General features: G+C 60.3%; 28 protein-coding genes. 14 read left to right on the forward strand and 14 right to left on the reverse strand.

The genetic code is table 11. The annotated features are described in order from the left end of the window. Positions 1-22: 22 nt before the first annotated feature. Entirely contained in the window at positions 23-274 is a 252-nt protein-coding gene (gene oprI / locus AEQ63_RS01505) for an outer membrane lipoprotei OprI (RefSeq protein WP_003183784.1), read from the reverse strand. A 638-nt stretch (positions 275-912) separates the two neighbouring features. On the opposite strand from oprI, the gene AEQ63_RS01510 reads away from it, so the two are divergent. Continuing rightward, entirely contained in the window at positions 913-1,194 is a 282-nt protein-coding gene (locus tag AEQ63_RS01510; protein WP_016770879.1) for a GNAT family N-acetyltransferase, read from the forward strand. A gap of 60 nt (positions 1,195-1,254) precedes the next feature. Here the strand turns inward: AEQ63_RS01510 and AEQ63_RS01515 are convergent, their stop codons facing one another. Both AEQ63_RS01515 and AEQ63_RS01520 read right to left on the reverse strand, forming a co-directional pair. Next, positions 1,255-2,331: a 3-deoxy-7-phosphoheptulonate synthase gene (locus AEQ63_RS01515; protein ID WP_016770878.1), complete on the reverse strand. Its 1,077-nt coding sequence runs from the start codon at positions 2,329-2,331 to the stop codon at positions 1,255-1,257. 128 nt (positions 2,332-2,459) lie between these two features. Then, entirely contained in the window at positions 2,460-2,903 is a 444-nt protein-coding gene (locus tag AEQ63_RS01520; RefSeq protein WP_041478403.1) for a PilZ domain-containing protein, read from the reverse strand. Here AEQ63_RS01520 and AEQ63_RS01525 point away from each other — a divergent pair. The 5 genes from AEQ63_RS01525 to cysB all read left to right on the forward strand — a co-directional run bounded on the left by AEQ63_RS01525 (position 2,902) and on the right by cysB (position 6,858). Then, the gene (locus tag AEQ63_RS01525; RefSeq protein WP_042607893.1) at positions 2,902-3,288 is read left to right on the forward strand and encodes a thioredoxin family protein; all 387 of its coding nucleotides are present in this window, start codon (positions 2,902-2,904) and stop codon (positions 3,286-3,288) included. The two genes, AEQ63_RS01520 and AEQ63_RS01525, sit on opposite strands and share 2 nt — an antisense overlap. After that, on the forward strand, positions 3,285-4,241 hold the full coding sequence (locus tag AEQ63_RS01530; protein WP_064361535.1) for a putative 2-dehydropantoate 2-reductase: 957 nt from the start codon (positions 3,285-3,287) through the stop codon (positions 4,239-4,241). The genes AEQ63_RS01525 and AEQ63_RS01530 overlap by 4 nt, the downstream gene beginning before the upstream one ends. Before the next feature lie 22 nt (positions 4,242-4,263). Next, the gene (locus AEQ63_RS01535) at positions 4,264-5,169 is read left to right on the forward strand and encodes a 5'-nucleotidase (protein WP_024013777.1); all 906 of its coding nucleotides are present in this window, start codon (positions 4,264-4,266) and stop codon (positions 5,167-5,169) included. A 98-nt stretch (positions 5,170-5,267) separates the two neighbouring features. Then, positions 5,268-5,771, forward strand: a complete 504-nt coding sequence (locus AEQ63_RS01540) for a universal stress protein (protein ID WP_016770874.1) — start codon at positions 5,268-5,270, stop codon at positions 5,769-5,771. 112 nt (positions 5,772-5,883) lie between these two features. After that, a complete protein-coding gene (gene cysB, locus AEQ63_RS01545; protein WP_016770873.1) occupies positions 5,884-6,858 on the forward strand; it encodes an HTH-type transcriptional regulator CysB in 975 nt (324 codons plus the stop codon). 9 nt (positions 6,859-6,867) lie between these two features. On the opposite strand, the gene AEQ63_RS01550 is transcribed toward cysB, so the two are convergent. Together AEQ63_RS01550 and AEQ63_RS01555 are read right to left on the reverse strand one after the other, a co-directional pair. Continuing rightward, positions 6,868-7,350, reverse strand: a complete 483-nt coding sequence (locus tag AEQ63_RS01550; protein ID WP_064361536.1) for a GreA/GreB family elongation factor — start codon at positions 7,348-7,350, stop codon at positions 6,868-6,870. A gap of 2 nt (positions 7,351-7,352) precedes the next feature. Further along, positions 7,353-7,766, reverse strand: a complete 414-nt coding sequence (locus tag AEQ63_RS01555; RefSeq protein WP_042607890.1) for a hypothetical protein — start codon at positions 7,764-7,766, stop codon at positions 7,353-7,355. Positions 7,767-7,891: 125 nt separating this feature from the next. On the opposite strand from AEQ63_RS01555, the gene earP reads away from it, so the two are divergent. Beyond that, positions 7,892-9,034: an elongation factor P maturation arginine rhamnosyltransferase EarP gene (gene earP / locus AEQ63_RS01560; RefSeq protein WP_064361537.1), complete on the forward strand. Its 1,143-nt coding sequence runs from the start codon at positions 7,892-7,894 to the stop codon at positions 9,032-9,034. Between the two features lie 48 nt (positions 9,035-9,082). Continuing rightward, positions 9,083-9,652, forward strand: coding sequence for an elongation factor P (locus tag AEQ63_RS01565; protein WP_003226785.1), 570 nt, complete (start codon positions 9,083-9,085; stop codon positions 9,650-9,652). Between the two features lie 186 nt (positions 9,653-9,838). Here the strand turns inward: AEQ63_RS01565 and AEQ63_RS01570 are convergent, their stop codons facing one another. The 4 genes from AEQ63_RS01570 to AEQ63_RS01585 all read right to left on the reverse strand — a co-directional run bounded on the left by AEQ63_RS01570 (position 9,839) and on the right by AEQ63_RS01585 (position 13,116). Beyond that, entirely contained in the window at positions 9,839-10,849 is a 1,011-nt protein-coding gene (locus tag AEQ63_RS01570; protein ID WP_042607888.1) for an alpha/beta hydrolase, read from the reverse strand. A 36-nt stretch (positions 10,850-10,885) separates the two neighbouring features. Continuing rightward, positions 10,886-11,305, reverse strand: coding sequence for an organic hydroperoxide resistance protein (locus AEQ63_RS01575; protein WP_064361538.1), 420 nt, complete (start codon positions 11,303-11,305; stop codon positions 10,886-10,888). 324 nt (positions 11,306-11,629) lie between these two features. After that, on the reverse strand, positions 11,630-12,085 hold the full coding sequence (locus AEQ63_RS01580) for a MarR family winged helix-turn-helix transcriptional regulator (protein ID WP_042607887.1): 456 nt from the start codon (positions 12,083-12,085) through the stop codon (positions 11,630-11,632). Positions 12,086-12,159: 74 nt separating this feature from the next. Continuing rightward, positions 12,160-13,116 carry a LysR substrate-binding domain-containing protein gene (locus tag AEQ63_RS01585; protein WP_064361539.1) on the reverse strand — a complete coding sequence of 319 codons (957 nt, stop codon included), beginning with the start codon at positions 13,114-13,116 and terminating at the stop codon, positions 12,160-12,162. Between the two features lie 112 nt (positions 13,117-13,228). Between AEQ63_RS01585 and AEQ63_RS01590 the strand changes: the two genes are divergently transcribed. Then, entirely contained in the window at positions 13,229-13,975 is a 747-nt protein-coding gene (locus AEQ63_RS01590) for a sulfite exporter TauE/SafE family protein (RefSeq protein WP_409212585.1), read from the forward strand. Here the strand turns inward: AEQ63_RS01590 and AEQ63_RS01595 are convergent. Beyond that, positions 13,965-14,819: a LysR substrate-binding domain-containing protein gene (locus tag AEQ63_RS01595; protein WP_172667885.1), complete on the reverse strand. Its 855-nt coding sequence runs from the start codon at positions 14,817-14,819 to the stop codon at positions 13,965-13,967. The genes AEQ63_RS01590 and AEQ63_RS01595 overlap by 11 nt on opposite strands. Before the next feature lie 97 nt (positions 14,820-14,916). On the opposite strand from AEQ63_RS01595, the gene AEQ63_RS01600 reads away from it, so the two are divergent. Both AEQ63_RS01600 and AEQ63_RS01605 read left to right on the forward strand, forming a co-directional pair. Further along, positions 14,917-15,138: a DUF1127 domain-containing protein gene (locus AEQ63_RS01600; protein WP_042607883.1), complete on the forward strand. Its 222-nt coding sequence runs from the start codon at positions 14,917-14,919 to the stop codon at positions 15,136-15,138. A 64-nt stretch (positions 15,139-15,202) separates the two neighbouring features. Further along, the gene (locus AEQ63_RS01605) at positions 15,203-16,438 is read left to right on the forward strand and encodes a winged helix-turn-helix domain-containing protein (RefSeq protein ID WP_064361541.1); all 1,236 of its coding nucleotides are present in this window, start codon (positions 15,203-15,205) and stop codon (positions 16,436-16,438) included. Positions 16,439-16,529: 91 nt separating this feature from the next. On the opposite strand, the gene AEQ63_RS01610 is transcribed toward AEQ63_RS01605, so the two are convergent. Beyond that, positions 16,530-17,876 (reverse strand): class II 3-deoxy-7-phosphoheptulonate synthase, encoded by a 1,347-nt coding sequence (locus AEQ63_RS01610; RefSeq protein ID WP_064361542.1) that lies wholly within the window; start codon positions 17,874-17,876, stop codon positions 16,530-16,532. Between the two features lie 151 nt (positions 17,877-18,027). On the opposite strand from AEQ63_RS01610, the gene AEQ63_RS01615 reads away from it, so the two are divergent. After that, the gene (locus AEQ63_RS01615; RefSeq protein ID WP_042607880.1) at positions 18,028-18,783 is read left to right on the forward strand and encodes a spermidine synthase; all 756 of its coding nucleotides are present in this window, start codon (positions 18,028-18,030) and stop codon (positions 18,781-18,783) included. A 111-nt stretch (positions 18,784-18,894) separates the two neighbouring features. Here AEQ63_RS01615 and AEQ63_RS01620 read toward each other — a convergent pair whose 3' ends face one another. Next, entirely contained in the window at positions 18,895-19,668 is a 774-nt protein-coding gene (locus tag AEQ63_RS01620; protein WP_064361590.1) for a crotonase/enoyl-CoA hydratase family protein, read from the reverse strand. Between the two features lie 420 nt (positions 19,669-20,088). Between AEQ63_RS01620 and AEQ63_RS01625 the strand changes: the two genes are divergently transcribed. Next, complete coding sequence (locus AEQ63_RS01625; RefSeq protein WP_042607879.1) at positions 20,089-21,762, forward strand: DEAD/DEAH box helicase; 1,674 nt, start codon at positions 20,089-20,091, stop codon at positions 21,760-21,762. Between the two features lie 106 nt (positions 21,763-21,868). On the opposite strand, the gene AEQ63_RS01630 is transcribed toward AEQ63_RS01625, so the two are convergent. Then, positions 21,869-22,636 (reverse strand): DODA-type extradiol aromatic ring-opening family dioxygenase, encoded by a 768-nt coding sequence (locus AEQ63_RS01630; protein ID WP_042607878.1) that lies wholly within the window; start codon positions 22,634-22,636, stop codon positions 21,869-21,871. A gap of 103 nt (positions 22,637-22,739) precedes the next feature. On the opposite strand from AEQ63_RS01630, the gene AEQ63_RS01635 reads away from it, so the two are divergent. Beyond that, on the forward strand, positions 22,740-23,396 hold the full coding sequence (locus tag AEQ63_RS01635) for a thiopurine S-methyltransferase (protein ID WP_064361543.1): 657 nt from the start codon (positions 22,740-22,742) through the stop codon (positions 23,394-23,396). Positions 23,397-23,567: 171 nt separating this feature from the next. On the opposite strand, the gene htpX is transcribed toward AEQ63_RS01635, so the two are convergent. Further along, on the reverse strand, positions 23,568-24,455 hold the full coding sequence (gene htpX, locus AEQ63_RS01640; RefSeq protein ID WP_007908619.1) for a protease HtpX: 888 nt from the start codon (positions 24,453-24,455) through the stop codon (positions 23,568-23,570). Positions 24,456-24,528: the final 73 nt, after the last annotated feature.

Genomic DNA, 24,528 nt, shown 5'->3' on the forward strand with positions numbered 1-24,528 from the left:
CGATAACAATCCCGAGGGATTATTACTTGCGGCTAGCTTTTTCCAGCATGCGCAGAGCACGCTCGTTAGCTTCGTCAGCAGTCTGTTGTGCTTTTTGAGCAGCAGCCAGAGCTTCATCAGCTTTACGGTAAGCTTCGTCTGCACGAGCCTGGGAGCGAGCAGCTGCGTCTTCAGTAGCGGTCAGACGTGCTTCGGTTTCTTTCGATGCGCTGCTGCAACCGGTAGCCAGAACTGCGGCCAGAGCCAGAGCAGAGAATTTCAGAACGTTGTTCATCGTGTTCCCCTTCAAGGACTTTCAAATTAAGTGGCTGTCTCCTCACGATTGAGGAAATAGCCGGCGTACATACTACCCATTACTTGTAGTAAGTAAACTGACGTAGCGCAAGAAGCAAAAAAAATTGTAGGCGTTGATTCTTTTTCGAGCAACTTTTAACTGCGCTGTATAAAAAATATCCAGCTGCAAGCCCCGGTGTGAGCGACTCAAACGGAAAAAGTTCCCACCCTCGCATGCTCTTTTTGCGAGTTTGGCGAGAGTCTTTCTAAATGAATTCGTCCACACTTTTGTTCTGCTTCTGCGAACCGCTTCGCGTATCTTTGTTGATGTTCAGGTGACTTTAAAAAAGGTCGCACGTCTTAAGTCTCAACATTCCGGCAATGTTCAGGCAAACGGCACGCGAAGAACGTCTTGCGGCCATCCTGCGAGCATCGAAGCCTTTGCCCACCGACTGTGCGATGACGAGCGTACCTTGAGCATTTTTGCCAATGGTGCCTACTATTCAACAGGTGTCAGGTTGCGCGAGATCGGTGTGGCTCTTCTCGGTGTCCATCAGGCACGGGGTGGCGTAGATGTTCCTTCGCCGGGAAAACATCGGTAAGGTAGGGGTCACAATTCAAGACCCGCGAGGAGTAGTGATGAGCGAGGCGTTGTCCATCCACCATGACCAGGCTGGTCATCAATTCGAGACCACCGTGGACGGTCATCGTGCTTACCTGACCTACATGGATCTGGGCAAGCAGACCCTGGATATCTATCGCACCTTCGTGCCCAATGCCCTGCGCGGTCGTGGCATCGCCGCAGCGCTGACTGAACGCGCGCTGCAATACGCCGAAGAAATGGGCTACACGGTGATCCCGTCCTGCTCCTACGTCGAGCGCTACATGGAACGTCATCAGCGCCGCGCCGCAAAAATCTGAATCGCACACGCAAAAACGCCGGGCATTGCCCGGCGTTTTTTTATGTCCGCGAAACCATGCTTACGTGCGCTGGCGTTTCGGCAATACGTCCTTGAGCTTGGCGTGCATGCTGCGCAAGGTGTTTTCAGTGGCGGACCAATCGATGCAGGCATCGGTGATCGACACGCCGTATTGCAGGTCGGCGAGGTCTTTCGGGATCGCCTGGCAGCCCCAATTCAGGTGGCTTTCAACCATCAGGCCGATGATCGACTGGTTGCCTTCGAGGATCTGGTTTGCGACGTTTTCCATCACCAGCGGTTGCAGGGCCGGGTCCTTGTTGGAGTTGGCGTGGCTGCAATCGACCATGATGTTCGGCTTGATCTTCGCCTTGTTCAGCGCCTGCTCGCACAGGGCCACGCTAACTGAATCATAGTTCGGCTTGCCGTTACCGCCGCGCAGCACCACGTGACCGTAGGCGTTGCCTTTGGTGGTGACGATCGACACTCCCCCTTCCTGGTTGATGCCGAGGAAACGATGCGGGCTGGACACCGACTGCAAGGCGTTGATCGCCACGGTCAGGCCGCCATCGGTGCCGTTCTTGAAGCCGACCGCCGAGGACAGGCCGGAAGCCATCTCGCGGTGAGTCTGCGATTCGGTGGTACGCGCGCCGATGGCCGACCAGCTGATCAGATCCTGCAGATATTGCGGGGAGATCGGGTCGAGGGCTTCGGTCGCGGTCGGCAGGCCTTTTTCGGCCAGGTCCAGCAGCAACTGACGACCGATGTGCAGGCCATCCTGGATCTTGAACGAGTCATCCAGGTACGGATCGTTGATCAGACCTTTCCAGCCGACGGTGGTACGCGGCTTCTCGAAATACACGCGCATGACCAGGTACAGGGTGTCGGAGACTTCCTCGGCCAGCACCTTGAGGCGATCGGCGTATTCGTGGGCAGCCTTGATGTCATGAATCGAGCACGGGCCGATCACGACGAACAGACGGTGGTCGGTGCCATCGAGAATGTTGCGAATGACTTCGCGGCCCTTGGTGACGGTGCGCAGGGCGGCGTCGCTCAGGGGGATATCACGCTTGAGCTGATCGGGAGTGATCAGGGTCTCGTTAGAGGCGACGTTTAGGTCGTTGATCGGTAAATCAGCCATCGTTTACTCGTCAGGTCACGGGTGCCGGCCGCCAGCGATCCCCGCGCGGCGGAGCACAGCAGATTTAGCGCGTCGGGGAGCCGAACCTTAGCGCGTCAGACGCGGCTCGACAATGGGCAAACCGTGCTTTAGTCCAGCGCTGGCTGCGCAAAAGCCTTGCGCAGGTTGTCGTGGGAGAACTCTTCGGCATGCTCCTCGACCCATTGCAGGGCCAGCGCCTGAATATCCTGCAGGTCATCGTGGCTGTCCTGCATGCGCGAATAGCGTTCGATCTGACACACCTGCTCACCCATTCGCGCGCTGAACAGAGTCTGTTCGTCAGTGAAGGCGATGCCCACCAGATAGCCTTTTTTGCGGCGCAGACACCAGGCCACATAGCCCGGACAACAGAAGTCGGCATTCAGCGTCGGCATGCGCACTTGCAACGCGGTGCCGTGGCGCCAGGCGCGGTGGTAATTGCAAGCGATGCCGCCGAGGCTGATAGTGTGCAGCTGTTGTCTGGAAATGCATTCAGGCTTGAGTAACGTCAATTCAACCGGCACTTCGTCCGGATGAGGAATGAAACGTCCCATGAGCACAGACTCCCTGTGTCGGCCATCTGACATTGTTTCTCCAAGTATAGTGGCCGAATCCGAGCTGACCGACTTTGACGCCGACCAGCGGCTGCTGGCGATGAAAGGGGTTTGCCTGGTGATTTTCACCAGCGTCGGCTGCGCCAGTTGTCGCTATGCCCGCGAGGTGTTGCCGGGCATGCCGCTGGCAATCGATCGGCTGTGCTGGATCGACGCCGGCAACAATGGCGGCCTGGTCGAGCGTTATCAGGTGTTTCATTTGCCGGCGCTGTTTGTGGTGCGCGACGGCGAGTTCTTTGGCGCAGTGCACAGCCGCCTGACGGTTGACGGTCTCAACCAGGCCGTGGCGCAGGCGCTGGGTCGAATTGCAGAGGAGTTGCCATGAGCGAGACAGTCAGCAAACCGGTGGTGGGGATTATCGGCACCGGTGCAATCGGCGGTTTTTACGGGGTGATGCTGGCGCGTGCCGGTTTCGACGTGCACTTCTTGTTGCGCAGCGAATTTTCCGCAGTGGCGGAGCGTGGTTTGCAGATCAACAGTGCGGTGCACGGTGCGTTGACGCTGAATCCGGCGAATGCCTATTGCGCTGCCGAAGACATGCCGCGCTGCGACTGGCTGCTGGTCGGCACCAAAACCACCAGCAACGCAGGTCTCGCGCCGGCGATCATTCAAGCGGCCAAACCTGACGCAAAAGTGCTGTTGCTGCAAAACGGTCTGGATGTCGAAGACAGCCTGCGGCCGCTGCTGCCGGATTCGCTGCATCTGCTTGGCGGCCTGTGTCTGATCTGCGTAAATCGCGACGGCCCCGGGCAGATTACCCATCAGGCCCTTGGCGCGGTGAACGTCGGTTACCACAGCGGTCCGGCCATCGATGAAGTGGCGCGCATGGCGATTGTCGAAGAAGGCGCCGGGTTGTTCCGCGCCGCTGGCATCGACTCTCAAGCGATGGCCAACGTGCATCAGGCGCGCTGGCAGAAACTGGTGTGGAATATTCCCTACAACGGACTTTCGGTGTTGCTCGGCGCGGGCACTGAAGCGCTGATGACCGATGCCGACAGCCGCGTGTCGATTCAGGCGCTGATGGCCGAGGTGGTGCAGGGCGCCAGGGCTTGCGGATACGAGATCCCGCCCGGATATGGCGAGTACCTGTTTACCATGACGGAAAAAATGCCCGATTACTGGCCGAGCATGTACCACGATTTTTCACACAGACGCCCGCTGGAGCTGGAGGCGATCTACGCCCGGCCACTGGCGGCGGCGAAAGCGGCGGGCTGCGAGTTGCCGCGCATCGAGGCGTTGTATCGCCATTTGGGTTTCATCGACCGACGCAATACTTGAGTCGGTTGTTCTGGGGGAATGCATGGCCAATAACATCGATGACAAACTGGTGCTGGCGATTTCCTCGCGCGCCTTGTTCGACCTGAGCGAAAGCCACAAGGTCTACCTGTCGAGCGGCGTCGAAGCCTATCGGCAATATCAGATCGAGCACGAAGACGAAATTCTCGCGCCGGGCGATGCGTTCCCGCTGGTGGAAAAACTCTTGAGCCTGAACAGTCGCCTCGGCCGCGCGCGGGTCGAGGTGATTCTGGTCTCGCGTAACAGCGCCGACACCGGGCTGCGCGTGTTCAATTCGATTCACCATTACGGGCTGGCGATTTCCCGCGCGGCGTTCGTTGGTGGGCGCAGTCCGTATCCGTACCTGAAAGCGTTTGGTTGTGACCTGTTTCTCTCAACTCACGCTGAAGACGTGCGCGCGGCGCTGGATGCAGGATTTGCCGCGGCCACGATCCTGTCCGGTGGCGCCAGCCGCGCGGCCAGCGATGAATTGCGCATTGCCTTCGACGGTGACGCGGTGATTTTTTCCGACGAGTCCGAGCGCGTCTATCAGTCTGGTGGTCTGGAAGCGTTTCAGGCCAAGGAACGCGAGTCGGCCCGCGAGCCGTTACGTGGAGGGCCGTTCAAAGGCTTCCTGGCTGCGCTGAATCTGTTGCAGCGCGAGTTTCCCGACGACGACTGCCCGATCCGCACGGCGCTGGTGACCGCGCGTTCGGCGCCGGCCCATGAGCGGGTGATTCGCACCTTGCGGGAATGGGATATCCGTCTCGATGAATCGCTGTTTCTCGGTGGCCTGACCAAATCGGCGTTCCTCGAAGCCTTCGCCGCTGACGTGTTCTTCGATGACCAGACCGGCCATTGCGAGCTGGCCCGTGAAGTGGTCGCCACCGGCCATGTACCCCATGGCATCAGCAACGAACCGCCGATCTAGAGCCTTTTCATTCAGGACGTTGCGTCGCACGTCGCACTCGCCAAGGCACTGCTAAGCTGAATCAATCTCCGCCATCGTTGGCTCGCGAGGAGGTCCCGATGATTCGCTCAATGCTGTATGCCACCGACCTCGGTCTTTATGCACCGTTCGTGATGCAGCATGCCCTGGCGTTGGCGCGCACCTTCAATGCCGATCTGTATGTAGTGCACGCGGTGGAACCCATGGGCCTGTTTGCCGAGTCGGTGCTGCAGAGCTATCTCGACGAACAGGCATTGAACGAATTCCATAGTCAGGGTCTGAAAACAGTCATCGCCAATATCGAACAACGGGTGCTCGACAGCTTTCGTGAAGAACTGGGGGACGACGGCGAACAGGATCTGCAGCGCATTCGCGCAGTGCGCGTGCTGCAGGGCGATCCGTCGCAGGTGATTCTCGATCAGGTGCACAAGCTCTCGGTCGATCTGCTGATCGTCGGCAGTCACAGCCATGGCGTCGGCGCTGAAACGCCGTTGGGGCGCACGGCGGCGCGGGTGCTGCAACTGGCCAAGGTGCCGGTGTATCTGGTGCCGTTGATGGAGCGCCGGCGGCGGGAAGATCGTTGAAGCAGGAATAATGGCGTTTTGATAAAAAGTTCTAGATTTATTCTTCAAACCATTAATATAGTTATATACCGTCGCTGATGCCCGTGGCGTCTACCTGCTTTGAGGGATTGATATGAAGCTTCAACAACTGCGCTACATCTGGGAAGTGGCGCACCACGACCTCAACGTTTCCGCTACCGCCCAAAGCCTGTACACCTCGCAACCGGGCATCAGTAAGCAGATCCGCCTGCTGGAAGACGAACTGGGCGTCGAAGTCTTCGCCCGCAGCGGCAAGCACCTGACCCGCGTCACCCCGGCCGGCGAGCGCATCATCACCACCGCCGGCGAGATTCTGCGCAAGGTCGAGAGCATCAAGCAGATTGCCCAGGAATTCTCCAACGAGAAAAAAGGCACGCTGTCGATCGCCACCACCCACACCCAGGCACGTTATGCGCTGCCGCCGGTGATCAGCAATTTCATCAAGCAATACCCGGACGTGGCGCTGCACATGCATCAGGGCTCGCCGATGCAGATCGCCGAAATGGCCGCTGATGGCACCGTCGATTTCGCCATCGCCACTGAAGCGCTGGAGCTGTTCGGGGATCTGGTGATGATGCCGTGCTACCGCTGGAACCGTTGCGTGGTCGTGCCTCATGGGCACCCGCTGACCAAGCTGCCGAAGCTGACCCTCGAAGCGCTGGCCGAATACCCGATCGTTACTTATGTGTTCGGTTTTACCGGCCGCTCCAAACTCGACGAAGCGTTCAGCCATCGTGGGCTGACCCCGAAAGTGGTATTCACCGCTGCTGACGCCGACGTGATCAAGACCTACGTGCGCCTGGGTCTGGGCGTGGGCATCGTGGCGAAAATGGCCGTCGATACCAAACTCGATAACGACCTGGTGGTGCTGGATGCCAGCGAGTTGTTCGAGTCGAGCATCACCAAGATCGGTTTCCGTCGCGGCACGTTCCTGCGTGGTTTCATGTGCGACTTCATCGAGAAGTTCGCCCCGCACCTGACCCGCGAAGTCATGGCCAAAGCCATTCAGTGCCACAACAAGCAGGAACTGGAAGAGCTGTTCGACGGTGTCGAACTGCCGGTCCACTAAGGTCCCGCCTCAAAGCACCTCGGTGACAGCGAACTGTTGCCGGGTGCCCGCCACCAGAATCTCCACCTCATCGCCTTCGAACTTGCCCAGCAGGCTTTTGCCCAGTGGCGACCGCGGGGTGATGACGGTGATCGGCTGACCCACTACATCGACTTTCAGGCCCGCCGCATCCGGCGCCAGAAACAGCCATTGCTCGCGACCCTTTTCGTCTTCCAGACCGAGCAGGGCGCCGACTTCGATACCGCGGTTTTCATCGTAGGCACGCAACGTCAGGTTCTGGCACAGCGCCAGTGACTGACGGATCTCCTCAACCCGTTTCGCCTGACCGGCCGCCAGATACGAAGCCTCCAGCCCCAGGGTGTCGTATTTGTTTTCGGCGATGTTTTCTTCGTGGGTCGCGGTTTCGTAAGCGGTTTGCGCGGCGCGCTCGGCAATGTCGAGGTCGACGCGCAGCCTGTCGAGAATCAATTGGTGGACGCTGTGTTTGTTCATGATCAATCGCAGAATTGCAAAACGTTGGCGCGGCTCTTTTCGGTCGGCGCAGTCTGGTCCTGCTGCAGCCAGAACTGGCATTTCGGATTGGATGCATTGCGCGAATTGGCGCGTGCCTGATCCAGTCGGGCCTGCTGCTCATTCTTGCGCAGGTTTTCTTCGTACTGTTGGAACATCGGCGTTGGCGGCGGCGCAACGTCCGGTTGTGGCTCGACGGCTGCTGGTGGATTGACGCGCTGCTGCACCGCTTGCGCGACAGGGGCCAGTTGCTCGGCAAAAAACAGACGCGAGAGCAGCCAGCAAGTCAGCGCGATCGCGAGAAACCCCAGCCACAGGCCCAATGCGATGCTGCCGGTCAGATGCAGCGCGCTAAGCTGCACAGGCAAGGGACGACGCGGATTCGGACGGTAGGGCATGGCGGCCTCCTGGCGGATGGTTGCAGGCAAGTGACGATTGTCGCACGAAGATTAATCGCCGTTGGCTCTTCTGCGCGAGCGCATTTATGCGGACAATCGAGGTTTTTTGCCAACGGGAGAACGGCATGCCTGAAGCGAAACCCCGCTGGGATATTTTCTGCACCGTGGTCGACAACTATGGCGACATCGGCGTGACCTGGCGCCTGGCCCGGCAATTGGTGGCCGAACAGGGCTTGCCGGTGCGCCTGTGGGTGGATGATCTGCGCGCCTTTGAGCGTATCTGCCCAGAGATCGATATCGATCTTGCGCAGCAGTGGCAGCAGGGTGTGGACGTGCGACAGTGGCCGAGCGAGTGGCGGCATGCGGACGCTGCCGATGTAGTCATCGCAGCCTTCGCCTGTCAGCTGCCGACGGATTACATGGACAGCATGGCCGCCCGGAAAACGCCGCCGCTGTGGCTCAACCTCGATTATCTCAGCGCCGAAGACTGGGTCACCGGTTGCCACGGCTTGCCGTCGGTGAAATACAAATCGGTGCAGAAGTTCTTCTTCTTTCCGGGCTTCAAATCGGGCACCGGCGGCCTGCTGCGTGAACGCGGACTGCTCGAAGAGCGTCGGCAGTTTCAGCAGGATCGACCGGCGCAGCGACAATTCCTGCAGGGCCTGGGCATCGATCCTGCGCCCGGCGCACAGCTGATCTCGTTGTTTGCTTACGAGAATGCCGGGTTGGCCAGTTGGCTGGATGTGCTCGCCGCCGATCCACAGCCCACGCACCTGCTGGTGCCGGAAGGGCGGATTCTCGGTGATGTGGCGCGCTGGCTGGACGTGGAAATCCTGACGGTCGGGGCGATTCATGTGCGCGAGTCGCTGACCGTGCAAGTGCTGCCGTTCGTTCGTCAGGACCAATACGATCATTTGCTCTGGTGCTGCGATTTCAATGCGGTGCGCGGTGAAGACTCATTCGTGCGCGCGCAATGGGCGGGGCGGCCAATGCTCTGGCACATCTATCAGCAGGACGACGACATCCATCTGGACAAGCTAGATGCTTTCCTCGCGCTCTACACCCAAGGGCTTTCACCTGCGGCCGCTGAGGCGATGAACGGTCTGTGGCGCGCCTGGAGCGCTGGTCAACCGATCGGTGAGCACTGGCTGAGGGTGCGAAAACATTGGCCAGAACTTGAGGGAAACGCCGAGGCATGGTGTCTGGAACAGGCCTTGCAGGCGGATCTTGCCACGGCGCTGGTACAGTTTTATGTAAATTGGATATGATACGCGGCCTAGATTTTTGTAAATCCCATCCAAATTCGGATATTCGCAATGAAAACTGGTAAAGAACTCAAACCCGGTACCGTGATCCGTATCGACAACGACCCTTGGCTGGTTCAGAAAGCTGAATTCACCAAGTCGGGCCGTAACAGCGCGATCATGAAGACCAAGCTGAAGAACCTGCTGACCGGTTACAAGACCGAAACCGTTTACGGTGCGGACGACAAACTGGACGACGTGATCCTGGATCGTAAAGAAGCCACCCTGTCGTTCATCAGCGGTGACACCTACACGTTCATGGACACCACTGACTACACCATGTACGAGCTGAACGCCGAAGACATCGAAAGCGTTCTGCCTTTCGTTGAAGAAGGCATGACCGACGTTTGCGAAGCCGTGTTCTTCGAAGAGCGTCTGGTTTCCGTAGAGCTGCCGACCACCATCGTGCGTCAGGTCGACTACACCGAAGGCTCCGCTCGCGGCGACACTTCCGGCAAGGTGATGAAGCCTGCCAAACTGAAGAACGGTACCGAGCTGTCGGTTGCCGACTTCATCGAAATCGGCGACATGATCGAGATCGATACCCGCGAAGGCGGTTCCTACAAAGGCCGTGCGAAATAAGCACTGCTTTTTGCGGAAAGAAAAAACCCGACCATTGAGTCGGGTTTTTTTGTGCCTGCGGTATTTGCGGCAGCGCGAATCCCTTGTAGGAGTGAGCCTGCTCGCGATGGCGGTGATTCAGTCGCTGAAGATGTTGACTGAGACGACGCTATCGCGAGCAGGCTCACTCCTACAGGAGGGCTGCGGTTATTTCAGGTGTTCCTTGAGCTCCTGCGAAGCCTGCAACATCGCCGAACGCACCGCTGGCACCTGGCTGACCACGTTGAGCAACCCGTAATCGTGGATCATGCCGTTGTAGCGCACCGATGTAACCGGCACTCCGGCTTCGTCGAGTTTGCGCGCATAGGCTTCGCCTTCATCGCGCAGTACATCGGCGCTGGCCGTCTGCACCAGTGCAGGCGGCAGGCCTTTGAGTTGCGCGGTGGTGGCGCGCAGCGGTGAGGCGTAGATCTCGTTGCGCTGTTTGGCGTCGGTGGTGTAGTTGTCCCAGAACCACTTCATCATGTTGCGGGTGAGGAAGTGCCCTTCGGCGTACTGGTTGTACGAACCGGTGTCGAAGTTGGCATCGGTCACCGGCCACAGCAGCACCTGGAATTTGATTGCCGGGGTGCCCTTGTCCTTGGCCATCAGCGCGACCACTGCGGCCATGTTGCCGCCGACGCTGTTGCCGGCCACGGCCAGGCGCTTGCCGTCGACATTGATCTCTTTACCGTGTTCCGCCACCCACTTGGTCGCAGCGTAGGCCTGATTGATTGCCACCGGGTAATGCGCTTCCGGCGATGGGGTGTAATTGACGAACACCGCCGCCGCCCCCGAACCGACCACCAGATCCCGCACCAGACGTTCGTGAGTCGGGAAGTCCCCCAGTACCCAGCCGCCGCCGTGGAAGAACATGAACACCGGCAGCTCACCCTTGACCCCGGCCGGCCGGACGATGGTCAGGCTCAACGGTTGGCCATCGACCTGCACGGTCTTCTCGCTGACATCGGCTTTGGGCAGTGTCAACTTGACCCCGGATTGCGCGCCGACCAGCACGGCGCGGGCATCCTTGGGCGACAGCTGCTCGATCGGTTTGCCGCTGCCGGCATTCAGCGCATCGAGAAATGCCTGGGTGTTGTGTTCGACATCACCGGCAAAAGCGCTGTGCACCGACAGGGCGAGAAGGGTACCGGTCAAGACTTTGCTGAAAGTGTTCATGTTCAATTTCCTTGTTCGGGCCGGGGGCTTCAGTGCTTACACGGTCACGTGCAGACGGACATCGACGTTGCCACGGGTGGCGTTGGAGTACGGGCAGACCTGGTGAGCAGCGTCGACCAGCAATTGCGCGTCGGCCTGTTCGAGGCCCGGCAGGCTGATGTGCAAGTCGATGTCCAGACCGAAACCGCCAGGGATCTGGCCGATGCCGACATGGGCGGTGATCGATGCGTCGTCAGGAATTTTGCGCTTGGTCTGGCTGGCAACGAATTTCAGTGCGCCGATGAAGCAGGCCGAGTAACCGGCAGCGAACAGTTGCTCAGGGTTGGTCGCCGCGCCGCCAGCACCGCCGAGTTCTTTCGGAGTGGCCAGTTTGACGTCGAGCACGTTGTCGCTGGAGATCGCACGACCGTCACGGCCGCCAGTGGAAGTTGCGATTGCGGTGTAGAGAGTTTGCATGATGTGAGCCTCGTTGGTTGTGGTGTTGTACGCTAATTGTTTGCGCGCTAAGTAGGTGTGAAGAGAATGTATAGCGCTAATGTTTAGCGCGCAAGATAAATTTTCGAAAAAACTTGGAGGAATGCGACTGTCTGAAGATCAATTAGCTTGAAAGACTTGAATTAGAGCGGTCGGAGGGAAAGGTGAAGGGTCAAATATTTTCTGGCGGTGGAGATCAATTGTAGGAGTGAGCCTGCTCGCGATAGCGGTGGGTCAGTCACCGCCTGTGTAACTTGACAGACCGCAATCGCGAGCAGGCTCACTCCTACAGGGGGCTGCGTGCGTTCAGTTGAGGCTGTCTTGCAGATGACCGCGCAGCGCTTGCAGCTCGGCCTGTAACTTCTGCAGGCGTTCAAGGGTGAAGCCGCTGGCGCCAAGAATGCACTGCGGCACAGTCTGCGCCTTGTCGCGCAATGCCCGGCCCGCTGCGGTCAGCTCGACAATTACCACGCGTTCATCTTCACGACTGCGGGTGCGGCTGAGCAGGCCTTCGGCTTCCAGTCGTTTGAGCAACGGCGTCAGCGAACCCGGATCGGTCAGCAGGCGCGCGCTGATTTCTCCGACGGTCAAACCGTCCTTCTCCCACAACACCATCATCGCCAGATACTGCGGATAGGTCAGCCCCAGCGCCTGCAATAGCGGCTTGTAGACCTTGGTCATCATCAGCGAGGTCGAGTGCAGGGCGAAGCACGCCTGATTGTCGAGCAGCAGGTCGTCGCAATTGTCGCGTTCGGAAGTCATGTCAAAGCCTTGATCGTTGATCGTTTTGAATCTAGCGCTCGAACCTTTAATGCGCCAGATAAATATGCCCGGCGTCAGTGCCCGGCGAATTGCCGTTGCAGCGCCAGATCCCACGGCGGCACCGGACTGAAGCGGGTTTTAAGGTATTCCAGCAGCAGGCGACTGCGTGAATGGATCTGCTGTTCCATGCGCAGCGCATAAATGCCGGTGGACTCCGGTGGCGGCAGGCCATTTTCGCAGAACAGCGGCACCAGCTCGCCGCGCAGCAGGTATTCACTGGCCAGCCAGGTCGGCAGGTGTGCGACGCCCAGACCCGCCGCCGCGCCACATGCCAGAGCTTCGGCATTGTTGGCGCTCAGGCGTACGCGCGACGGACGGTGCAGTTGCAGCTGCCCATCCACTTCGAATTTCCAGGCAAAGGGCGGAGCGAGGCCTTCCCAATCGAGGCCGTCGTGATCGCTCAACTGCGCGGGATGATTGGGCATGCCACGACGCTTGAGGTAGTCAGGACTGGCGCAGGCCACGCGGACCATGCTGGCCAAGGGCGTGGCGACCAGACGCGAGTCGGCCAACTGCCCGGTACGCAGCACCAGATCGACCTTGCCCAGACTGCTCCCGGCCATGTCGATGAAGCTGTCGATCAGATGCATCTGCACATCGAGTCCCGGGTACAGCAGGAGAAAGTCGGCGATCACCGGCGCCAGATGCCGCCTTCCGAACGCTGCTGGCGCATCGATGCGGATCAAGCCTTCCGGCGCGCTGCTCAACGAAACGGCCTCGGCGCGGGCCAGCTGCAATTCGGCGATGATCCGCCGCGCCCGTTCGGCAAAGGCCAGTCCGGCCGAAGTCGGCAGCACGGCATGGGTGCTGCGCACAAACAGCTGGCTGCCGACGGCACTTTCCAGGCTGTCGATGCGCCGGGCTACAGCGGAAGGCGTCAGCGGGTGACGGCGCGACGCGGCAGAAAAGCTGCCACTCTCCAGCACGTCGAGAAACAGACCCAGCTGATCGGTTAATTGGTTGGGATTCATGTGAAACCACGCTTGTGCAAAATCGGCACAGCCATTGTGCGTTGCTGTGCGTTTCCCCGCTAGGCGTGAGTGCGTAGCATTGGCCGCCTGTCGTTAGAGGATTACGTTTGTGATGGATTTTCTGTTGTACCTGCTGTTCGGCGCTGCCCTTGGCACATTGGGCGGGATCTTTGGCATTGGCGGCGGTTTGATCGCGATTCCGTTGCTCGGCGTGTGGTTCGGCCTTGATCAGCAGATCGCCCAAGGCACGGCGCTGGTGATGGTGGTGCCCAACGTCATGCTGGCGCTGTGGCGTTATCACCAGCGCAACCGCATCGAGTTGCGCCATGCGCTGCCGCTGGCGGTGATGGGTTTCTGCTTCGCCTGGCTCGGCTCGATCTGGGCAGTGGGCATTGATGCGCAAACCATGCGCATCGGCTTTGTCGCGTTTCTGGTGGCGCTGTCGGCCTACAACCTGTTGAAGATGTTCGGCCCGCGCCCGGCGCCGACTGCCGAGATGCGCTATTCGTGGCCTTGGCTGGGCGTGCTTGGCGCAGCATCGGGAACCATGGGCGGCTTGTTCGGCGTGGGCGGTGCCGTGGTCGCCACGCCGGTGCTGACCAGCCTGTTCGGCACCACGCAGGTGGTCGCTCAGGGCTTGTCATTGGCGCTGGCCTTGCCGAGCACCGGTGTGACGCTAGTGACTTACGCCGTGCACCACGAAGTCGACTGGATGATCGGTTTGCCGCTGGCAGCCGGTGGTCTGCTCAGCATCAGTTGGGGCGTGAAAGTTGCCCACGCCATGCCGGAAAAACTCCTGCGCGGGCTGTTCTGCGGCTTCCTGGTGCTGTGTGCGGTGATGCTCGCGTTTAAAGTTTGAAGCCTTCGACGATGTGCTCGGCCAGGCACTCGGTGATCGGCGACGGGTTGTTCAGGTTGCGGATCAGCATGATGCTCGCCTCGGGCAACAGCGGCAGGTCTTCGGCGGCGCCGAGGATGCGCATGTCCGGGGTGATCAGGCTTTCCAGCTGCGCGGTGATCGCCAGACCCGCGCTGACCACGGCCATCAGCGCCGACAGGCTGCTGCTGTTGTAGGCGATGCGGTAATCGCGGCCCATCGCGTCCAGCGCATTGCACGCCCACAAGCGGCAGAAACAGTCGCTGTTGAACATCGCCAACGGCAGCGGCGTCTGTTCGTGGGCGCTGAAGTTCTGCGCCTCGGCCCAGACAAAGCGCTCCTTGCGCAGCAACTGGCCAATCTCGTTACCCGGTTCACGGGTGACGATCGACAAATCCAGATCAGTGCGTTGCAGCAACTGCTTGCTCGACTCGCAATGCACCTCGATCTGGATCAGCGGATAGAACTGAGCAAATCGCGAGAGGATCCCCGGCAGAAAACGCATCACATAATCATCCGGTGTGCCGATGCGCACGGTGCCGACCATGTGCGGCTCGCGCAGGGTGTTGAACACCTCACTGTGCAGCTTGAGGATGCGCCGCGCGTAACCGAGCAGCACCTGGCCCTCAGCGGTCAAGCGCACCTGGCGACCATCGCGCTCGAACAGCTGGCGCTGCAACACGTCTTCTTCCAGGCGTTTCATCTGCATGCTCACCGCCGACTGGGTGCGATTGACCATCTCGCCAGCACGGGTGAAACCGCCCTGATCGGCAATCGCGACGAAGGTGCGCAGGACATCGGTATCGATACTGGGGTACGCGGACAATTGATGAATCTCCGTGATGCATGCCATCAGAAACATTCGTTGGATTGATCTTAGCGCCGGCGCGAGACTTGAGCCATCCACAAAAGGAGGCAAGACGATGAAAGGTCAAAGAGAGTATGTGAGTGAACAACAGCAGGCTGGCCACGGGCATATCGTGTCCGATCTGCTGCACAAATTCAGCCGTTGGTACGAGCTGCACCGTGAGCGGGAAATGCTCGCCGGGCTGAGCGACGAAGCGTTGAAAGACATCGGCATCAGCCGCGCCGATGTCGAACACGAAACCGTGCGGCCGTTCTGGGACGACCCGATGCATAAATGATGAGGCCATCGCTACACAAACCCCTTTCAGGTGAGGTAGGTTGCGAGCAGACATGGAGGAATCAATGCCCGCGACAGTGTCCTTTTCCATCAAACAGGCGCGACGTCTGGCGCTGGCTGCCCAAGGGTTCAATGGGCGTCAGCCGCCGACCGTCAACGCCAGCCACCTCAACCGGCTGATCGAACGGCTGGGCCTGCTGCAAATCGATTCCGTCAACGCCGTGGTGCGCTCGCACTACCTGCCGCTGTTTTCCCGCCTTGGTTTCTATTCTTCCGACTTGCTCGACCAGGCTGCCTGGAGTTCGGGGCGTCGTCGTACGCTGTTCGAATATTGGGGCCATGAAGCGTCGCTGCTGCCGCTGTCGATGTACCCGTTGCTGGGCTGGCGGATGCAGCGAGCCAGGCGGGGCGAGGACATCTATCAGCACTTGGCGAAGTTTGGTCGCGAACAACAGGAAATCATTCGCCGCGTGCTGGCCACGGTTGAAGAGCGGGGCGCGTTGGGCGCGGGAAGTCTGTCGACCCGCGAAGACAAGGCCGGGCCGTGGTGGGACTGGAGTGCTGAGAAACAGGCGCTGGAATGGTTGTTCGCCGCCGGCGAGGTGACGGTGGCGGGGCGACGCGGGTTTGAGCGTTTGTACGATTTACCCGAGCGGGTGATTCCGGCAGCGATCCTGCAGCAGCCGCTGGCGGATGAGGCCGAAGCACAACGCGGTTTGCTGTTGCACGCAGCGCAAGCGCTGGGCGTCGGTACGGAGAAAGATTTGCGCGATTATTTCCGGCTGAATCCTGCGGATGCACGGCCGCGTCTGGCTGAGCTGGTCGAGGCGGGGCAATTGCAGATGTGCGAAGTCGGCGATTGGCGGCAGATCGCCTATTGCCTGCCGGAGCCCAAGGTGCCGCGCAAGGTCATTGCCAGTGCGTTGTTGTCGCCGTTCGACTCGCTGATCTGGGAACGTAGCCGCACCGAGCGTCTGTTCGATTTCCGTTACCGCCTGGAGATTTACACGCCGCAGCCCAAACGGGTTTACGGCTATTACGTATTGCCGTTTTTGCACAACGAACGGATTGCCGCGCGGGTTGATCTGCGTGCCGAGCGGGCGGCGGGGCAGTTGGCGGTGCATGCGGTTCACGAGGAAGAGCCGGGGCTGGACGAGGAGGGGATGCTGGCGCTGGCCCTGAATTTGCGGCGGATGGCGGGTTGGTTAGGGCTTGAGCGGGTGCAGTTGAATTGTCAGCGCGAGAGTGCGGCTCGGCTGAGGCTGGCATTGGCGCAACTGGATGGCACCGGCTCCCTGTAGGAGCTGCCGAAGGCTGCGATCTTTTGCTCTTGTTTTTGAAGATCAAGATCAAAAGATCGCAGCCTTCGGCAGCTCCTACACGGGATCCGGTTTAGCGCCGGACTTGCTTCAACGTTTCGGCAATCAAAAACGCTAATTCCAGCGACTGATCGGCATTCATCCGTGGATCACAATGGGTGTGATAACGATCGGACAAGCCATCCTCGGTAATCGGCCGCGCGCCGCCAATGCACTCGGTGACGTTCTGTCCGGTCATCTCGATGTGGATGCCGCCGGCATAACTGCCTTCCGCTTCGTGCACCTGGAAGAACTGCTTCACTTCGCCAAGGATCTGCGCGAAGTCGCGGGTCTTGTAGCCGCTGCTGGCCTTGATGGTGTTGCCGTGCATCGGATCGGAGCTCCACAGTACGTGCTTGCCTTCGCGCTGCACCGCGCGGATCAGTGCCGGCAGGTGATCGCCAACCTTGTTTGCGCCCATCCGCGCGATCAGGTTCAGACGGCCCGGATCGTTGTCGGGATTGAGCACGTCGATCAGGCGGATCAGGTCATCGGGGTTCATGCTCGGACCCACTTTGACCCCGATCGGGTTGTTCACCCCGCGCAGGAATTCGACGTGCGCGCCGTCGAGCTGGCGGGTGCGGTCGCCGATCCACAGCATGTGCGCCGAGCAATCGTAATAATCGTTGGTCAGGCTGTCGCGGCGCACGAAGGCTTCTTCGTAGTTCAGCAGCAACGCTTCGTGGGCGGTGAAGAAACTGGTTTCGCGCAGTTGCGGCGAGCTGTCCATGCCGCAGGCGCGCATGAATGCCAGGGTTTCATCGATGCGGTCGGCGAGGTGGGCGTACTTCTCGGCCAGCGCCGAGTTGGCGATGAAATCCAGGTTCCACTTGTGCACTTGATGCAGGTCGGCAAAACCGCCCTGAGCGAAAGCGCGCAACAGGTTCAGGGTCGCCGTGGACTGATGGTAGGACTGCAGCAGACGTTCCGGATCCGGCACGCGGCTCTTTTCGTCGAAGCCGATGCCGTTGACGATGTCGCCACGGTAGGCCGGTAGTGTCACGCCGCCGATGGTTTCGTCGTTGGCCGAACGCGGCTTGGCGAACTGACCGGCCATGCGCCCGACCTTGACCACTGGGCAGCCGGCGGCGAAGGTCATGACGATTGCCATTTGCAGCAACACTTTAAAGGTGTCGCGGATCTTCGCTGCGGAGAATTCGGCGAAGCTTTCCGCGCAATCGCCGCCCTGCAACAGAAACGCCCGGCCCTGGGTGACTTCGGCGAACTGACGGCGCAGCTCGCGCGCTTCGCCGGCGAACACCAGCGGCGGATAACTGGCCAGCGTTTGCTCGACCTGGCGCAGGTGCGCGGCGTCGGGGTATTGCGGTTGTTGCTGGATCGGCAGGGCGCGCCAGCTGTCAGGGCTCCACGGTTGGCTCATCACGGTCTCGAAGTTCGTACGCAGGGGAGCGCCATGTTAGCAGCAATTAGTGCGTGACCTGTTCCCGCCCCATCGCCGACAATCGCCGCTTTGCCACGGTGCCACAGCGGCGCCATCGCGTCACCGCGCCCGGTGACCATCAGGAGACGAAATGACTGAGGAGCGCGTCGAGCATCTGCTCGCCGAAGTACAGGATGAGTTCGGCGTGATTCGCGTGCTGGAAGTGGCCGATTACCGCTTTCTCGAATTCGGCGATGCGATCGAGCAGAGTTGCGTGTTCACCGCTGACCCGAGCTGGCTGGAGTATGACTACACCCGTGCGATGCTGATCGGCGCGCTGTGTCACGAGCAACCTGAGAGCGCGCTGTTTCTCGGATTGGGGGCGGGCACGCTGACCCAGGCCTGTCTCAAGTTTCTGCCGCTGGAAGACGTCGAAGCCATCGAACTGCGCCCGGACGTGCCGCGTCTGGCCATCGAGTACCTCGGTCTGGATGACGATCCGCGTCTGTACATCCGCGTCGGCGATGCGCTTGAGCTGCTGCCCACTGCCGAGCCGGCGGATCTGATTTTCGTCGACCTGTACACCGATGTCGGGCCCGGGGTCGGGCATCTGGCCTGGAGCTTTCTCGGCGATTGCCAGAAGCGCCTGAATCCGGGCGGCTGGCTGGTGATCAACCAGTGGGCCACCGACGATGGCAAACCACTGGGCGCGGCGTTGTTGCGCGGCCTTTATCACCGGCATTACTGGGAGCTGCCGGTGAAGGAGGGCAACGTGATTCTGATCGTCCCGGCGGACCTCGATCAGACGCTGGATCTGCAGGCGCTGACCCAACGGGCCGAAGCGCTGGCGCCACAGCTGGGGTATTCGTTGCAGTCGTTGATCAAGGCGATTCGCCCGGCGACCTGAAACGAGGGCCGTGCCGGCCCTATCGCGAGCAGGCTCACTCCTACAGGGGATTGCATTTCAAATGTAGAAGTGAGCCTGCTCGCGATGTCGCCTCGACAGGCGCCAGACTTCTCAAACTCCTTTGAAGATCCCTGGCCGCCGCTCCACCAGCGACCGCACCCCCTCCCGGGCGTCTTCAGTAGCAAGCAACTTCTTCACCAGCGCCGGTAACGCCTGCGCCGCGGCCGTCTCACCCTCATAGCGCGCCTTTCGCGCCGACATCAACGTCGCCTGCCGGGCAATCCGTTCGGCCAGCTCGATCGCCCGCGGCATCAGGTCTTCACTGGCCATCACTTCCTGCACCAGGCCCAGATGCAACGCCTCGTGGGCATCAAACTCATCGCCCGTGAGCAACCAGCGCATCGCATTGCCCCAGCCGGCGATCTGCTGGAAACGCAAAGTCGCCCCGCCAAACGGAAAGATCCCGCGCTGCACTTCCATCTGCGCGAAGCGGGTGTTGCTCGCGCACAGGTTGATGTCTGCCGCCAGCATCAACTCGATGCCAATGGTCAGGCAGTAACCTTGCGCGGCGACGATCACCGGTTTGCTCACCCGGGGCCCGACGAAAACACCCCAGGGATCGCAACCGCCGGTCGGAACCTGCCAGCCTTCGGCCAGTGCGGCACTGGCATTGACCAGATCGAGCCCGGCGGTGAAGTGCTCACCGTGGCCGAACACGACGGCCACCCGCGCTTCGCGGTCGGCTTCGAACTCGCCGTAAGCCAGGCTCAGCTCATTGAGCAGATCGAGGTCGAAGGCATTGCGCTTGGCCGCCCGATCAAGGCCGATCAGGTACACGTGACCACGACTTTCTCGGCTGACGCGGCCGGCGCAGGGCTGATTCATGAAGAATTCCTCGAGCAGGATGGACGGGAGCGCGGCGCTTTGCCGCAGGTCGGTGAACCGTTTAAGCGTCATCACCCGCAGGGCCGGGCCTTTGCAAAATAGACCGTTGCACGATTATCCGCAAAAGCCCGTTACACGGCGGTGACACACGGGTTGTGGCGATAAAAAAAGCTCCCTTTTTGGGCAAAATCCGGTATAGTGCGCGCCGGCCTTTAACCGGGCCGCGTTTAGGTAGCGCAATTTCCCGAAGTCAGCTTCGGCTGCACGTCCGCACTGCGGGCTCTTCCTTGACGATTCATCTTCATTCATTCGTTTTCGCAAATCCCCGCCGACAAAGCTGCCAGGGCGACTCTTGAGTCTCAACACGGCATGCGCAGCTTTGGAGCATGGGTCTTTGCGGATGCACTTAGAGGCAGACCCATGACCCAGGAAACCGGCGGATTCGCCGCTTTTAATCTCAACCCGAATATTCTTGCAGCCGTCGCAGCGACCGGCTACGAGGAGCCTTCGGCGATTCAGCAGCAATCGATCCCGATCATCATGGCCGGGCAGGACATGATTGGCCAGGCGCAAACCGGTACCGGTAAAACCGCCGCGTTCGCACTGCCTATTCTGCACCGCATCGATCCTGCCAAGCGCGAACCGCAAGCCCTGATCCTGGCGCCAACCCGAGAGTTGGCGCTGCAAGTAGCAACCGCTTTTGAAACCTACGCCAAGCAAATGCCAGGCGTTACGGTCGTGGCCGTTTACGGCGGCGCGCCGATGGGCCCGCAACTCAAGGCAATCCGTAATGGCGCACAGATCGTTGTCGCCACTCCGGGTCGTCTGTGCGACCATTTGCGTCGCGACGAGAAAGTCCTGTCGACCGTGAACCATCTGGTTCTCGACGAAGCCGACGAAATGTTGAAGCTGGGCTTCATGGATGACCTGGAAGTCATCTTCAAGGCTCTGCCAGCGACCCGTCAGACCGTTTTGTTCTCGGCGACCCTGCCGCAGTCGATCCGCGCCATTGCCGAACGCCACCTGCGCGATCCGCAACACGTCAAGATCCAGACCAAGACCCAGACTGTTACCGCGATCGAACAGGCTCACCTGTTGGTTCACGCTGACCAGAAAACCTCGGCCGTGCTCAGCCTGCTGGAAGTCGAAGACTTCGACGCCCTGATCATGTTCGTGCGCACCAAGCAGGCCACCCTGGACCTGGCCAGCGCCCTCGACGCCAAAGGCTACAAAGCCGCCGCGCTGAACGGTGACATCGCCCAGAACCAGCGTGAGCGCGTCATCGACTCGCTGAAAGATGGCCGTCTGGACATCGTTGTTGCCACCGACGTTGCTGCCCGTGGTCTGGACGTTCCGCGCATCACTCACGTGTTCAACGTTGACATGCCGTACGATCCGGAATCCTACGTGCACCGTATCGGCCGTACCGGCCGTGCCGGTCGCGAAGGTCGTGCCCTGCTGCTGGTGACTCCACGTGAGCGCCGCATGCTGCAAGTGATCGAGCGTGTAACCGGTCAGAAGGTTGCCGAAGTGCGTCTGCCGGACGCTCAGGCTGTGCTCGATGCCCGCATCAAGAAACTGACCAACAGCCTGTCGCCGCTGGTCGCTGATGCCGAATCGACTCACGGTGAGCTGCTCGATCGCCTGACCGCCGACATCGGTTGCACCCCGCGTGCACTGGCCGCTGCGCTGCTGCGCAAGGCTACCAACGGTCAAGCGCTGAACCTGGCGGCGATCGAGAAGGAACGTCCACTGGTGCCGAACAACGCACCGCGTGGCGACCGTCCTGAGCGTTCCGGCGATCGTCCGGACCGTGGTGATCGCGAGCGTCGCGCGCCAATGCCGTTGGGCGAAGGCCGTGCTCGTTGCCGTACCGCGCTGGGTGCGCGTGACGGTATCGCTGCGAAAAACCTGTTGGGCGCCATCCTCAACGAAGGCGGTCTGGCCCGTGAAGCGATCGGTCGCATCCAGGTGCGTGACAGCTTCAGCCTCGTCGAGCTGCCGGAAGAAGGTCTGGAAAAACTCCTGACCAAACTGAAGGACACTCGCGTTGCTGGCAAGCAGTTGAAGCTGCGTCGCTATCGCGAAGATTGATCCGCCTCTGGGCTGATTGATCGCAGATAAAAAATCCCCGACTGGTTCGGGGATTTTTTTTGCCTGTGTTTTAGCGTCTGTGGGAGCGAGCCTGCTCGCAAAGGCCTCAACCGAAGCGATAAATATCCATGCCCAACGCGCCCATCGTAAAGCCCTGATGCGCCACGCTGAAAATCCCGCCAGCACCGCGAGCAAAGAACAACGGCAACAAATGCTCTTCACTCGGGTGGCTGCGCACGGCGCTCGGTGCCTGCTGGCGATAATCATGCAGCGCCGCCTCATCGTCGGCGGCAAGCCTGGCGATCATCCAGTCACGGAAATCCCGCGCCCACGGCTCAATGCTTTCCGGCCCGGCGTGCCAGTCCAGTTCGCGCAGGTTGTGGGTGATGCTGCCGGAGCCGATCAACAGAACGCCTTGCTCGCGCAGGCTCGCCAGAGCACGGCCAACTCGCGTCTGCAGTGCCGGGCCGCCGCGACTCGGCAGCGAGACTTGCACCACCGGAATATCGGCCTGCGGATACATCAGCGACAACGGCACCCAGACGCCATGATCGAACGGTCGTTGCGGATCGAGGCGCGACGGCAGGTCATTGGTGTTGAGAAGCTCAGCCACTTCGGCTGCCAACTGCGGATTGCCCGGCGCCGGATATTGCACTTCGAACAACGCTCGCGGAAAGCCGCCGAAGTCGTGCCAGGTCTCCGGGTGCGGATGGCTGCCGACCAGCAGTTCGTGGCTTTCCCAGTGTGCCGAGACGATGACGATGGCTTTGGGGCGCGGCAGTTCGGCGGCCAGTCGCGCCAGTGCCGGGCCGCTGGCACCGGGTTCCAGCGCCAGCATCGGTGAACCGTGAGAGATAAACAGGCTGGGCAACATGGGCGGACTCCTCAGCGTTAAGATGAGCCATCTTCAGTCAGGTCATCGATCTGAATCCAATATAAGTTTCTGCGGTTTTTCATCGGTTTTCCGGGAGTGATCCATGCAGCCTGAGTTTTGGTACAAGAAATGGGATTCGAACCAGATCGGCTTTCACCAGCCCGAGGCCAACCCGTATTTGCAGCGCTACTGGGCGGATCTGGCGATTGCACCGTCGGCGCGTGTGCTGGTGCCGCTGTGCGGGAAGAGTCTGGATCTGCTCTGGCTTGTCGGGCAGGGGCATCAGGTGCTTGGGGTGGAGCTCGCGGAAAGGGCTGTCGAGGATTTTTTCGTTGAGCACAGGCTTGAGCCGCAGATCAGCGAGCAGGGCGCGTTCAAGGTTTATCGAAGTGATGCCGTCGAACTTTGGTGCGGGGATTTTTTCGCGCTGAAGGCGGAGGATGTCGCGGGTTGCACTGCGTTGTATGACCGCGCCGCGTTGATTGCCTTGCCGGAAGCGATGCGCGAGCGCTACGCGCCGCACCTGCAGCAGTTGCTGGCGCAGGGGATGAAAGGGCTGGTGATCACCCTGGATTACGAACAGACGCAGATCCCGGGGCCGCCGTTTGCGGTGAGCGATGGTGAAGTGCAGCGGTTGCTGGGCCAAGGTTGGCAGGTGGAGAGGCTGGAAGAGCGGGATATTCTGGCTGAGAGCCCCAAGTTTCTGCAGGGCGGGGCTGAGTGGTTGGTGGAGCGGGTTTATCGGGTTTCTTCCAGATAGTTTTTTGTTAACAGTCCGGCGTCTTCGCGAGCAGGCTCGCTCCCACAGGGGAATGCATTCCAAAGGTGGGAGCGAGCCTGCTCGCGAAAGGGTTGGCACTGCCAGCGCATAATCGTCGGACACAAAAAAAGGCCCGCATCACTGCGGGCCTTCTTTTTCAGTGCGATCAAATCAACCGCGACGACGCAGGGCGTCAATACGCTCTTCCAGCGGCGGGTGGCTCATGAACATGCGGGCGAAGCCCTGTTTGATGCCACCGTTGATGCCAAAGGCGTTCAGGGTGTCGGGCATATGCACCGGCAAGCCCTGTTCGGCGCGCAAGCGTTGCAGTGCGCCGATCATCGCGCTGGTACCGGCCAGGCGGGCGCCGGCTTCGTCGGCGCGGAATTCGCGCTTGCGCGAGAACCACATGACGATCGCACTGGCGAGAATGCCCAGCACCAGTTCGGCGAAGATGGTCGCGACGTAGTAGGCGATGCCCTGGCCTTCTTCGTTCTTGAAGATCACCTTGTCGACGAAGTTGCCGATGATCCGCGCGAAGAACATCACAAAGGTGTTCACCACGCCCTGGATCAGTGCCAGCGTAACCATGTCACCGTTGGCAACGTGACCGATTTCGTGGGCCAGTACGGCTTTCACTTCATCGGGCGAGAAACGCTCGAGCAGGCCCTGGCTGACCGCGACCAGCGCGTCGTTCTTGTTCCAGCCGGTGGCGAAGGCATTCGCCTCGTAGGCCGGGAAAATCCCGACTTCAGGCATCTTGATCCCGGCTTCGCGGGACAGTTGCTCGACCGTTTGCAGCAGCCATTGCTCATGACGAGTGCGTGGCTGGCTGATGATTTGCGTTCCGGTGCTCATCTTCGCCATCCACTTGGAGATGAACAGCGAGAACAGCGAGCCGGCGAAACCAAAGACCGCACAGAAAACCAGCAGCTGACTGAGGTCGAGATCGACCCCGTTGGCCGCCATGAACCCGTTGAAGCCGAACAGGCTCAGGGTGATGCTGGCTATCAGCACGACCGCCAGGTTAGTGGCCAAAAACAGCAGGATGCGCATCATGGTTGTAGAACTCTCCTCAAGCTAAAGATGTAGCGTACTGCGGGGTATATAAGGTGCGGCACCGGGCTATTCA

It is taken from the genome of Pseudomonas sp. RIT-PI-o, from assembly GCF_001297215.1.
Lineage (GTDB): Bacteria > Pseudomonadota > Gammaproteobacteria > Pseudomonadales > Pseudomonadaceae > Aquipseudomonas > Aquipseudomonas moraviensis_A.

Excerpts from the sequence above, each read along its gene's own strand:
- AEQ63_RS01510 (WP_016770879.1), top strand. The coding sequence starts at position 913 with ATGAGCGAGGCGTTGTCCATCCACCATGACCAGGCTGGTCATCAATTC.
- AEQ63_RS01620 (WP_064361590.1), bottom strand. The coding sequence starts at position 19,668 with ATGAATCAGCCCTGCGCCGGCCGCGTCAGCCGAGAAAGTCGTGGTCAC.
- earP (WP_064361537.1), top strand. The coding sequence starts at position 7,892 with ATGCCTGAAGCGAAACCCCGCTGGGATATTTTCTGCACCGTGGTCGAC.
- AEQ63_RS01580 (WP_042607887.1), bottom strand. The coding sequence starts at position 12,085 with ATGACTTCCGAACGCGACAATTGCGACGACCTGCTGCTCGACAATCAG.
- AEQ63_RS01575 (WP_064361538.1), bottom strand. The coding sequence starts at position 11,305 with ATGCAAACTCTCTACACCGCAATCGCAACTTCCACTGGCGGCCGTGAC.
- AEQ63_RS01515 (WP_016770878.1), bottom strand. The coding sequence starts at position 2,331 with ATGGCTGATTTACCGATCAACGACCTAAACGTCGCCTCTAACGAGACC.
- AEQ63_RS01525 (WP_042607893.1), top strand. The coding sequence starts at position 2,902 with ATGAGCACAGACTCCCTGTGTCGGCCATCTGACATTGTTTCTCCAAGT.
- AEQ63_RS01535 (WP_024013777.1), top strand. The coding sequence starts at position 4,264 with ATGGCCAATAACATCGATGACAAACTGGTGCTGGCGATTTCCTCGCGC.
- cysB (WP_016770873.1), top strand. The coding sequence starts at position 5,884 with ATGAAGCTTCAACAACTGCGCTACATCTGGGAAGTGGCGCACCACGAC.
- AEQ63_RS01530 (WP_064361535.1), top strand. The coding sequence starts at position 3,285 with ATGAGCGAGACAGTCAGCAAACCGGTGGTGGGGATTATCGGCACCGGT.
- AEQ63_RS01565 (WP_003226785.1), top strand. The coding sequence starts at position 9,083 with ATGAAAACTGGTAAAGAACTCAAACCCGGTACCGTGATCCGTATCGAC.
- oprI (WP_003183784.1), bottom strand. The coding sequence starts at position 274 with ATGAACAACGTTCTGAAATTCTCTGCTCTGGCTCTGGCCGCAGTTCTG.
- AEQ63_RS01635 (WP_064361543.1), top strand. The coding sequence starts at position 22,740 with ATGCAGCCTGAGTTTTGGTACAAGAAATGGGATTCGAACCAGATCGGC.
- AEQ63_RS01625 (WP_042607879.1), top strand. The coding sequence starts at position 20,089 with ATGACCCAGGAAACCGGCGGATTCGCCGCTTTTAATCTCAACCCGAAT.
- AEQ63_RS01600 (WP_042607883.1), top strand. The coding sequence starts at position 14,917 with ATGAAAGGTCAAAGAGAGTATGTGAGTGAACAACAGCAGGCTGGCCAC.
- AEQ63_RS01610 (WP_064361542.1), bottom strand. The coding sequence starts at position 17,876 with ATGAGCCAACCGTGGAGCCCTGACAGCTGGCGCGCCCTGCCGATCCAG.
- AEQ63_RS01540 (WP_016770874.1), top strand. The coding sequence starts at position 5,268 with ATGATTCGCTCAATGCTGTATGCCACCGACCTCGGTCTTTATGCACCG.
- AEQ63_RS01630 (WP_042607878.1), bottom strand. The coding sequence starts at position 22,636 with ATGTTGCCCAGCCTGTTTATCTCTCACGGTTCACCGATGCTGGCGCTG.
- AEQ63_RS01585 (WP_064361539.1), bottom strand. The coding sequence starts at position 13,116 with ATGAATCCCAACCAATTAACCGATCAGCTGGGTCTGTTTCTCGACGTG.
- AEQ63_RS01520 (WP_041478403.1), bottom strand. The coding sequence starts at position 2,903 with ATGGGACGTTTCATTCCTCATCCGGACGAAGTGCCGGTTGAATTGACG.
- htpX (WP_007908619.1), bottom strand. The coding sequence starts at position 24,455 with ATGATGCGCATCCTGCTGTTTTTGGCCACTAACCTGGCGGTCGTGCTG.
- AEQ63_RS01555 (WP_042607890.1), bottom strand. The coding sequence starts at position 7,766 with ATGCCCTACCGTCCGAATCCGCGTCGTCCCTTGCCTGTGCAGCTTAGC.
- AEQ63_RS01550 (WP_064361536.1), bottom strand. The coding sequence starts at position 7,350 with ATGAACAAACACAGCGTCCACCAATTGATTCTCGACAGGCTGCGCGTC.
- AEQ63_RS01615 (WP_042607880.1), top strand. The coding sequence starts at position 18,028 with ATGACTGAGGAGCGCGTCGAGCATCTGCTCGCCGAAGTACAGGATGAG.
- AEQ63_RS01570 (WP_042607888.1), bottom strand. The coding sequence starts at position 10,849 with ATGAACACTTTCAGCAAAGTCTTGACCGGTACCCTTCTCGCCCTGTCG.
- AEQ63_RS01590 (WP_409212585.1), top strand. The coding sequence starts at position 13,229 with ATGGATTTTCTGTTGTACCTGCTGTTCGGCGCTGCCCTTGGCACATTG.
- AEQ63_RS01605 (WP_064361541.1), top strand. The coding sequence starts at position 15,203 with ATGCCCGCGACAGTGTCCTTTTCCATCAAACAGGCGCGACGTCTGGCG.